The following is a 10,267-nucleotide window of genomic DNA, read 5'->3' on the forward strand; positions in this document are numbered from 1 at the left end:
AGCTCCTACAGGGAAATGAACACCTGTAGGAGCTGCCGAAGGCTGCGATCTTTTGATCTTTATTGCTCAGGCCACACCAGCCTTCAACGCCCGGCGCAACGCCACCAACAATTTCACAATCTCCTGCGGATCCAGTCGCTGCGGCACTTTTACGTCCATGTTGTCTTCCTTGTAATGGGTTCGGCCGGGGAGTCTGGCCAAAAGCTGTTCGTCCTTGGAGGGCTTTTATGAAAAAAAGATCCTTCCTACAGCGCTAGGGAAAATAGCCTTCTTCTTTCTTCCCGGCAAATCCACAGGATAGTTTTTTGGGTGATATCAATATGCTTTAACGGTATTTAAATTCTTGTTTTTATACCTATAAAGTCGGTGCTTGCCGGACAGCCATCCGCTGTCCACGGACTGCACCACCGTCGCTTACCGAGCGGCGTCCAGGACGTTTCATGACCTTCGATTACGCTTTTATCCTCAGCACCCTGCCGGCGTTTCTCAAAGCCGTGGGCGTGACGCTGCAGGTGGGTTTTATCGCCATTGGCACCTCATTGCTGGTGGCGCTGCTCAACGCGACGATTCTGGTGTTCCGCACGCCGTACCTGCAAAAACTGGTCGGCCTGTACGTAGAGCTGGCGCGTAACACGCCGCTGTTGATCCAGTTGTTCTTCGTCTACTTCGCCTTGCCGGCAGTGGGAATCCAGGTGTCCGGTTTCACCGCTGCGATCATCACCATGACCTTCCTCGGCGGCGCCTACCTCACCGAAGTGCTGCGGGCCGGCGTCGATGCGGTGCCGCAGGCGCAACTGGAGTCCGGGCGTTCGATCGGCCTGTCCCACGGTCAGTTGCTGCGCTACGTGATCCTGCCGCAAGCGGGGATCCTCAGCCTGCCGTCGTTGTTCGCCAATTTCATTTTTCTGCTCAAGGAAACCACCGTGGTCTCGGCGGTGGCAGTGCCGGAAATTCTCTACACCACCAAAAGCTACATCGCGCTCTACTACAAAACCTACGAAATGCTCGCCGTGCTGACACTGATCTGCGTGCTGTTGTTCTTGCCGCTGTCGCTGTTGCTCAGCCGTCTGGAAAGGAGGCTCCAGCATGGCCAGTTCGGGTCTTGAACTGCTCTGGGTGTCGTTGCCGCAACTGGCCAAAGGCGCCGGGCAAACCTTGTCGATCTCGTTTCTGAGCATCGCCATCAGCACCATCGGCGGCGTGCTCTACGGTGTATTGCGCACGTTGAACGTGACGTGGTTGAACGCGATTCTGCGGGTGTATCTGGAGCTGTTCCGGGCGATTCCGGTGCTGGTCTGGTTGTACCTGTTGTTCTTCGGCTTGCCGATTTTCTTCGGCCTGAGCATTCCGAGTTTCTGGTGCGCGGTGCTGGTGCTGTCGCTGTGGGGCGCCAGCGAGGTCGGCGAAGTGGCGCGCGGTGCGCTGCATTCGTTGCCGCGCGGGCAGCGTGAAGCGGGGCTGTCGATTGGTCTGAACGCCGCGCAACTCTATGGCTACGTGTTGCTGCCGCAAGCACTGAAGCGCATGACGCCGCCGACCATCAACGTCTATACGCGGATCATCAAGACCAGTTCGCTGGCGGTGTTGATCGGTGTGGTGGACGTGATCAAGGTCGGCCAGCAGATCATCGAACGCACCTACGAATCGGTGCTGATCTACGGCGCGCTGTTTCTGTTTTTCTTTTTCATCTGCTACCCGCTGTCGGCCGCTTCGCGCGTGCTGGAGCGGCGCTGGACGCAAGCATGAGCGCATTGATCGAGTTTCACGGTTTCAACAAATTCTATGGCGAGCAGCAAGTGCTCAACGGCATTGATCTGCAGGTGCAGAGCGGTGAAGTGATCGTCATCCTCGGCCCCAGCGGTTGCGGCAAAAGTACCTTGCTGCGTTGCCTCAATGGTCTGGAAGAGGCGCACAGCGGCAGCCTGAAATTTGTCGGCCGCGAACTGCTGGACAAGGCCACCGACTGGCGCGAGATCCGCCAGCAGATCGGCATGGTTTTCCAAAGCTATCACCTGTTCCCGCACATGAGCGTGCTCGACAATTTGCTGCTCGGCCCGCTGAAAGTGCAAAAGCGTCAGCGCCGCGAAGCGCAGCAGCAAGCCGAGGCGTTGCTTGAGCGCGTGGGACTTCTGGACAAGCGCGACGCCTTCCCGCGTCAGCTCTCCGGTGGTCAGCAGCAACGTATCGCCATCGTCCGTTCGCTGTGCATGAACCCACGGGTGATGCTCTTCGATGAAGTCACCGCCGCCCTCGACCCGGAGATGGTCAAGGAAGTTTTGCAGGTCATTCAGGGCTTGGCCCGAGAGGGCATGACCCTGCTGATCGTCACCCACGAAATGGCCTTCGCCCGCGCGGTGGCTGACCGCATCGTGTTCATGGATGCCGGGCGCATCCTCGAACAGACCCCACCCGAGATTTTCTTTACGAACCCGCAAACCGCACGCGCGCAGCAGTTTCTGGAGAAGTTCTCCTTCGTTGCAACACTGCCAAAAACGAATCCGACAAAGGAACTGGAACTGTTATGAAAACTGCCAAATCAAGCCTGTTTTTACTGCCACTGCTCGGCCTCGCGCTGCTGGCCGGTTGCAATAAGTCCGAAGAGCCGCCAAAGCCCAAAGTCGCCAGCGAAAGCACTGCGCCGGCCAGCTATCTGGACAAGATCAAGGCTCGCGACAAACTGATCGTCGGCGTTTTTACCGACAAGCCGCCGTTTGGTTTTGTCGATGAGGCCGGGCGTTACGTCGGCTTTGATAGCGACATCGGCCGGCGTTTCGCCAAGGACCTGCTCGGCGATGAAAACAAGGTCGAGTTCGTTGCCGTCGAACCGGCGAGCCGCATTCCGTTTCTGCAGAGCGACAAGGTCGACCTGATCCTCGCCAACATGACCGTGACGCCGGAGCGCAAGGAAGCGGTGGAATTCACCAACCCGAACCTCAAGGTTGCAGTGCAGGCGCTGGTGCCGCAGAGCAGCTCGGTGAAAAACCTTGATGACCTGGCGACCCGCACCACCATCGTCACCACTGGCACCACGGCCGATATCTGGCTGACCAAGAACCACCCGGACTGGAAACTGCTCAAGTTCGAAAAGAACTCCGAGTCGCTGCAAGCCCTGGCCAATGGCCGTGGCGATGCCTACGCGCAAGACAATCTGGTGCTGTTCAGCTGGGCCAAGCAGAACCCGGGCTATCGCGTGCTGGATGACAAGCTCGGCGCCGAGGCACCGATCGCGCCGGCGGTGAAGAAGGGCAATATCGAATTGCGTGACTGGGTGAATACCGAGTTGACCAAGCTGGGTGAGGAGAAATACCTGCTCAAGCTGTATGACCAATATGTGCGTAAAGAACTGAGCGATGACACCAAGCCTGAGAGCGTGATTGTCGAGGGTGGCAAGTGGCAGGGGTGATTGCCTGTTGGGTCGGTGGTGAGGCCTGCCCCTCACCCCAGCCCTCTCCCGAGGGAGAGGGAGCCGACCGAGGTGTCCTGCGTCATACATCGACCTGAAAAACCGAGTCGATTATGGATTCAACACAGCAAGATCAGGTCGGCGCACCTTGAATATTCAACTCGGTCAGTCCCCTCTCCCCACGGGAGAGGGCTAGGGAGAGGGCTAGGGTGAGGGGCTTTTGACCGAAGCACTCAGTCCGGCCAATACCACGCCGGCGTCTCCAGCACTTTCTGCCCGACAATCCCGGTCTCCCCCAACGTCTTCTCCAGCACAATGCAATTGCACTCCGGATTCTCCTGCAACGCCGAAATCAACCGCCGTGCATGCGATACCACCCACACCTGACACTGCTCCGAGGCACGGATAATCAATCGCGCCAGTGCCGGCAGCAGATCCGGGTGCAGACTGGTTTCCGGTTCGTTCAACACCATCAGCGATGGCGGTCGTGGCGTCAGCAATGCCGCGACCAACAGCAAATAGCGCAACGTCCCGTCCGACAACTCTGCCGCCGACAATGGCCGCAACAATCCTTCCTGATAAAACTCGATGGCAAAGCGTCCTCCCGCCAACGGCTCGATCCGCAGCCGTGCGCCGGGGAACGCGTCGCTGATGGCGCTCTGCAAAGCCTCGGTATCGCCGATCTCGATGATGGTCTGCAACGCCGCCGCCAGATCGCGGCCATCGTGATGCAGCACCGGCGTGCGCGTACCCAGTTGCGGTTGGCGCACCGGTGCGTCGGCATCGCTGCGAAAGTGATCATAAAAGCGCCAGCGGCGGATGAATTCGCGCATCTGGAACACCTCCGGCGAGCTGCGCAGGCTGCCGACCTGGTCGAACAGGCTGTCGAAGTTCGGCGTGTGCTGCGCCAGCACGTCCCAGCTGCGGTCTTCACGGGCCCGGATCATCGGGCCATTGCGATCCACCAGCAGGCTGGCCGGGCGATACACAGGCCCGGCCCAGATGCATTCGCGTTTGACTTCCGGGTCGAGGGAAAAAAACGAGCGGCTCGGTTCGGGCAAACCCAGGGCGATCGAGTAACTGAAGTCCTCGCCGGCAAAGCCCAGGCGCAGGCGCTTCACGCCTTGACGCACGGTCGGCTCGATCGCCACTTCACCGTTGCGCATGCGCCGGCTGAGGGTTTGCGGCCCGGCCCAGAACGTCGAATCCAGGCCACCCTCACGCGCCAGCGCATTGACCACACCGCCCTGCGCGGTTTCCGCCAACAGGCGCAACGCCCGGTACAGGTTGGACTTGCCGCTGCCGTTGGGGCCGGTGATCAGGTTCAACCGGCCGAGTGGAATCACCAATTTATTGATCGAGCGGTAATTGGCCACTGCCAGAGTCTTGAGCATGAATATCCTTCTCCTGGACGCCCATTGTAGGAGCTGCCGCAAGCTGCGATCTTCTGATCTTTGCAAACAACATCATAAAGATTGCAGCCTGCGGCAGCTCCTACAGGGAAATGTTGTGATCGCGCAGGCGAAGGCGGAACCCTGTTCTAAGCTCACAGTCGTATCGTCACTTGCACGTTCGTACAAAGGAAGGAGTCTGCATGGCGAGTCCCGGATTGAAAACAGCGGTCATGCTGAGTCTGTTCACCGTGCTGACCGCCTGCGGCGAGAAAAAAGCCCCTGAGGAATACTTGCCGAGGGTCTTCGTACAGGAAGTCAAACCTACAGATTACGCAGCTTCAGTGACCTTGACCGGTGATGTGCAAGCACGCGTGCAAACTGAATTGTCCTTCCGTGTTGGCGGCAAGATCATCCAGCGCATGGTCGACGTCGGCGACCGGGTCACGGCCAAACAGGTACTCGCCAAGCTCGACCCCAAGGACTTGCAGACCAACGTCGATTCCGCTCAAGCCCAAGTGGTCGCCGAACAGGCGCGAGTGAAGCAGAGCGCAGCGGCGTTCGTCCGTCAGCAAAAACTTTTGCCCAAGGGCTACACCAGCCAGAGCGAATACGATTCCGCGCAAGCCGCCTTGCGCAGCAGCCAGAGCGCCTTGAGCGCGGCGCAGGCGCAACTGGCCAATGCCAAGGATCAACTCAGCTACACCGCGCTGATCGCCGATGCGCCGGGCGTGATCACCGAGCGCCAGGCCGAAGTTGGCCAAGTGGTGCAGGCCACCGCGCCGATTTTCAGTCTGGCCCGTGATGGCGACCGCGACGCGGTGTTCAACGTCTATGAGTCGCTGCTTGCCGAGCGCCCCACGGATAACAAGATCACCGTCAGCCTGCTCGACAATCCCGAGATCAAAACGACTGGCACCGTGCGTGAAGTCACCCCGGCGGTATCCGCGCAATCGGGCACCGTGCAAGTCAAAGTCACCCTCGACAAACTGCCGCCGGGCATGCAGCTCGGTTCGGTGGTCAGCGCCACCGCCAAGGGCACCGGCAAATCAGCCGTCGAGTTGCCGTGGTCGGCACTGACCAAAAACATCAGCGACCCCGCAGTGTGGATGGTCGACGACAACGGCGAAGCGCAATTGCACACGGTCACGGTCGGCCGTTACCTGACCGGCAAAGTCATCATCAGCGAAGGCCTCAAGGGCGGCGAGAAAGTCATCGTCGCCGGCGGGCAGTTGTTGCACCCGGGGATGAAAGTCGAGATCGCCGAAAACACCTACAAGGATCTGCAACCGGGAGCCCAGCCATGAAGCGTCTTTGGCTGTTGCCCATGGCGGTGTTGCTGGCGGCCTGCTCGAAGAAAGAACCGCCGCCCGAGCCGGTTCGCCCGGTGTTGTCGGTGACGGTCGAAGCGTTGAGCGAAGAAAGCCTCGGGCGCTTTGCCGGCAGCATTCAGGCCCGATACGAAAGCAACACCGGATTCCGCGTCGGTGGCCGTATCGCCAGCCGTAATGTCGATGTCGGTGCCGAGGTCGAGAAGGGCACGTTGCTCGCCACCCTCGACCCGTCGGATCAGCAGAACCAGTTGCGCTCGGCTCAGGGCGATCTGGCGAAAATCCAGGCGCAATTGATCAACGCTCAGGCTAACGCTCGTCGCCAGCAGGCGCTGTTCGATCGCGGTGTTGGCGCGCAGGCGCAACTGGACGTCGCCAATACCGATCTGAAAACCACTCAGGCTTCACTTGATCAGGCTCGCGCTGCGGTCAATCAGAGCAAGGATCAACTCGGCTACACCGAACTGCGTTCCGACCATAAAGCCGTGGTCACTGCATGGAATGCCGAGGCCGGGCAGGTGGTCACCGCCGGCCAGCAAGTGGTGACGCTGGCGCAACCGGACATCAAGGAAGCGGTGATCGATCTGCCCGACACCCTGGTTGATCAGATCCCCAGCGACGTGGTGTTTTCGGTGGCGGCGCAACTTGATCCGAGCATCAACACCACCGCCGTCATTCGCGAGATCGAACCGCAGGCCCAGAGCGCCACGCGCACCCGTCGCGCGCGGCTGACCCTGGCGGATACGCCGGACGGTTTCCGTCTCGGCACGGCGATCAGCGTGACCCTCAGTTCGGCAATCAAACCGCGTATCGAATTGCCCGCCACGGCGCTGCAGGAGGTCGACGGCAAGCCGCGCATCTGGGTGATCGACACACAAAACAAAACCGTCAGCCCTCGCGACGTCAGCGTCATCAGCCGCACCGACAGCACCGTGGTGCTGGCCGGCGGGGTGAAGAACGGCGAGCGTGTGGTCAGCGCCGGCGTCAATAGTCTCAAACCCGGACAATCCGTGAAACTTGACGAGGACAGTCAATGAAAGGCTCTTTCAACCTCTCCGAATGGGCCCTCAAGCATCAGTCTTTCGTCTGGTATCTGATGTTCGTCGGATTGCTCATGGGGGTGTTCTCGTACTTCAACCTCGGACGCGAAGAAGACCCCTCGTTCACCATCAAGACCATGGTCATCCAGACCAAATGGCCGGGCGCGACCCAGGAAGAAACCCTCAAGCAGGTCACCGATCGCATCGAGAAAAAACTCGAAGAGCTCGACTCCCTCGACTACGTGAAAAGCTACACGCGCCCCGGCGAATCGACGGTGTACGTGTACCTGCGCGACACCACCAGCGCCAAGGACATTCCGGAAATCTGGTACCAGGTGCGCAAGAAGATTGACGACATTCGCGGGCAGTTTCCTCAGGGTATTCAGGGGCCGGGGTTCAACGACGAGTTCGGCGATGTCTTCGGTTCCGTATATGCGTTTACCGCCGACGGACTGACCATGCGCCAGCTGCGCGACTATGTGGAGCAGGCGCGAGCCGAGATCCGCAACGTGCCGGGGCTGGGCAAGATCGAAATGGTCGGCCAGCAGGACGAAGTGATCTACCTGAACTTCTCCACGCGCAAACTCGCCGCGCTGGGCATCGATCAGCGTCAGGTGGTGCAGAGCCTGCAATCGCAGAACGCCGTGACCCCGGCCGGGGTGATCGAGGCCGGCCCCGAGCGGATTTCCGTGCGCACCTCGGGGCAGTTCGCCTCGGAGAAGGACCTCGCCGAGGTCAATCTCAAGCTTAATGATCGTTTTTATCGTCTGGCCGACATTGCTGAGATCAGTCGTGGTTACGTCGACCCGGCGACTCCGGAGTTCCGCTTCGACGGCAAGCCGGCGATCGGCCTGGCCATTGCCATGCAGAAGGGCGGCAACGTGCAGGCGTTCGGTAAAGCCCTGCACGAACGCATCGACCAACTCACTGCCGATTTACCGGTTGGCGTTGGCGTGCACACCGTTTCCGACCAGGCAGTGGTGGTCGAAGAAGCTGTTGGCGGCTTTACCAGCGCACTGTTCGAAGCAGTGATCATCGTGCTGGTGGTGAGCTTTATAAGCCTCGGCGTGCGCGCCGGACTGGTGGTGGCGTGCTCGATCCCGTTGGTGCTGGCCATGGTGTTTGTGTACATGGAATACAGTGGCATCACCATGCAGCGGATTTCCCTCGGCGCGTTGATCATCGCCCTCGGTCTGCTGGTGGACGACGCGATGATTACCGTGGAGATGATGGTCACGCGCCTGGAAATGGGCGAGACCAAAGAGCAGGCGGCAACGTTCGCCTACACCTCGACGGCGTTCCCGATGCTCACCGGTACGCTGGTGACCGTCGCCGGTTTTGTGCCGATCGGCCTCAACGCCAGCTCGGCCGGCGAGTACACCTACACGCTGTTTGCGGTGATCGCTGTGGCGATGCTCGTGTCGTGGGTGGTGGCAGTGTTCTTTGCGCCGGTGATTGGTGTGCACATCCTCAGTGCCAACGTGAAACCCCATTCCGCCGAGCCGGGGCGTGTCGGGCGTGCGTTCAATGGCGGTTTGCTGTGGGCCATGCGCAACCGCTGGTGGGCAATCGGCTTTACCGTGCTGCTGTTTGCGCTGTCGATTTTCTGCATGCGTTTTGTACAGAATCAGTTCTTTCCATCTTCCGACCGCCCGGAAATCCTGGTCGACCTTAACCTGCCACAAAACGCCTCGATCGATGAGACCCGCAAGGCTGTCGACAAGCTTGAAGAAACCCTCAAGGGTGACCCGGACATCGTGCGCTGGAGCACTTACATCGGTCAGGGCGCGATCCGTTTCTACCTGCCCCTCGACCAGCAATTGCAAAACCCTTACTACGCGCAACTGGTCATCGTCAGTAAGGACTTCGAAGCCCGCGAGGCCTTGAGCCAACGCCTGCGCGAGCGCCTGCACAAGGAGTTTGTCGGCATCGGCAGTTACGTTCAGGCGCTGGAAATGGGCCCGCCGGTGGGGCGTCCGATCCAGTACCGGGTCAGCGGCAAGGACATTGATCAGGTGCGCAAGCACGCCATCGACCTCGCCACCGAACTGGACAAGAACTCGCACATCGGCGAGATCATTTACGACTGGAACGAGCCGGGCAAAGTCCTGCGCATCGATATTGCACAGGACAAGGCGCGCCAGCTCGGGTTGTCGTCCGAAGACGTCGCCAACCTGATGAACAGCATCGTCAGTGGCTCGCCGTTGACTCAGGTCGATGACGATATCTACCTGATCAACGTGGTCGGGCGCGCGGTGGATTCCGAACGCGGTACACCGGAAACCCTGCAGAATCTGCAGATCGTCACGCCGAGCGGCACGTCGATTCCGCTATTGGCATTCGCCACCGTGCGCTATGAACTGGAGCAGCCGCTGGTGTGGCGTCGCGACCGGTTGCCGACCATCACCATCAAGGCCTCGGTGCGTGACGAAATCCAGCCGACCGACCTGGTGAAAGTCCTCAAACCGTCGATTGATGCCTTCGCCGCCAAGCTGCCGGTCGGTTACAAAGTCGCCACCGGCGGTACGGTCGAGGAAAGCGGCAAGGCCCAGGGGCCGATTGCCAAGGTGCTGCCGTTGATGCTGTTTCTGATGGCGACCTTCCTGATGATCCAGTTGCACAGCGTGCAGAAGATGTTCCTCGTCGCGAGTGTCGCGCCGCTAGGGCTGATCGGCGTGGTGCTGGCGCTGGTGCCGACGGGCACGCCGATGGGCTTCGTGGCGATTCTGGGGATTCTGGCGCTGATCGGCATCATCATCCGTAACTCGGTGATTCTGGTGACGCAGATCGATGAGTACGAGAAGAAGGGTTATGAACCGTGGGACGCGGTGGTGGAAGCGACCGAGCACCGCCGCCGGCCGATTCTGCTGACCGCTGCGGCGGCGAGCATGGGCATGATCCCGATTGCCCGTGAAGTGTTCTGGGGACCGATGGCCTACGCGATGATCGGCGGGATTGTGGTGGCGACGCTGCTGACGCTGCTGTTCCTGCCGGCGCTGTATGTGGCCTGGTACAAGATTCGCGAACCGAAAAAAGACGCGGCCTAAGGCAAAAGCAAAAGATCGCAGCCTGCGGCAGCTCCTACATGGGGTGATATGTAGG

General features: G+C 60.1%; 8 protein-coding genes. 7 read left to right on the top strand and 1 reads right to left on the bottom strand.

The genetic code is table 11. The features are described from left to right. Window positions 1-440: 440 nt before the first annotated feature. From EJA70_RS11640 to EJA70_RS11655, 4 genes are read left to right on the top strand one after another with little or no spacing between them, the layout of a single operon-like run. Window positions 441-1,106 carry an amino acid ABC transporter permease gene (locus tag EJA70_RS11640; RefSeq protein WP_008083580.1) on the top strand — a complete coding sequence of 222 codons (666 nt, stop codon included), beginning with the start codon at window positions 441-443 and terminating at the stop codon, window positions 1,104-1,106. Then, window positions 1,087-1,746 (top strand): amino acid ABC transporter permease, encoded by a 660-nt coding sequence (locus EJA70_RS11645; RefSeq protein ID WP_008083583.1) that lies wholly within the window; start codon window positions 1,087-1,089, stop codon window positions 1,744-1,746. The genes EJA70_RS11640 and EJA70_RS11645 overlap by 20 nt, the downstream gene beginning before the upstream one ends. Next, the gene (locus tag EJA70_RS11650; RefSeq protein ID WP_158830843.1) at window positions 1,743-2,525 is read left to right on the top strand and encodes an amino acid ABC transporter ATP-binding protein; all 783 of its coding nucleotides are present in this window, start codon (window positions 1,743-1,745) and stop codon (window positions 2,523-2,525) included. Before EJA70_RS11645 ends, EJA70_RS11650 begins: the two co-directional genes overlap by 4 nt. Further along, window positions 2,522-3,403: a transporter substrate-binding domain-containing protein gene (locus EJA70_RS11655; RefSeq protein ID WP_158830844.1), complete on the top strand. Its 882-nt coding sequence runs from the start codon at window positions 2,522-2,524 to the stop codon at window positions 3,401-3,403. Before EJA70_RS11650 ends, EJA70_RS11655 begins: the two co-directional genes overlap by 4 nt. A 233-nt stretch (window positions 3,404-3,636) precedes the next feature. Here EJA70_RS11655 and EJA70_RS11660 read toward each other — a convergent pair whose 3' ends face one another. Further along, entirely contained in the window at window positions 3,637-4,797 is a 1,161-nt protein-coding gene (locus EJA70_RS11660; RefSeq protein ID WP_158830845.1) for an AAA family ATPase, read from the bottom strand. Window positions 4,798-4,997: 200 nt separating this feature from the next. Between EJA70_RS11660 and EJA70_RS11665 the strand changes: the two genes are divergently transcribed. From EJA70_RS11665 to EJA70_RS11675, 3 genes are read left to right on the top strand one after another with little or no spacing between them, the layout of a single operon-like run. Further along, window positions 4,998-6,101, top strand: a complete 1,104-nt coding sequence (locus EJA70_RS11665) for an efflux RND transporter periplasmic adaptor subunit (protein WP_158830846.1) — start codon at window positions 4,998-5,000, stop codon at window positions 6,099-6,101. Next, window positions 6,098-7,162 carry an efflux RND transporter periplasmic adaptor subunit gene (locus tag EJA70_RS11670; protein WP_008083593.1) on the top strand — a complete coding sequence of 355 codons (1,065 nt, stop codon included), beginning with the start codon at window positions 6,098-6,100 and terminating at the stop codon, window positions 7,160-7,162. The genes EJA70_RS11665 and EJA70_RS11670 overlap by 4 nt, the downstream gene beginning before the upstream one ends. Then, a complete protein-coding gene (locus EJA70_RS11675; protein ID WP_158830847.1) occupies window positions 7,159-10,212 on the top strand; it encodes an efflux RND transporter permease subunit in 3,054 nt (1,017 codons plus the stop codon). Before EJA70_RS11670 ends, EJA70_RS11675 begins: the two co-directional genes overlap by 4 nt. Window positions 10,213-10,267 lie beyond the last annotated feature (55 nt).

Source organism: Pseudomonas sp. PB103, from assembly GCF_009764635.1.
Taxonomy (GTDB): Bacteria; Pseudomonadota; Gammaproteobacteria; order Pseudomonadales; family Pseudomonadaceae; genus Aquipseudomonas.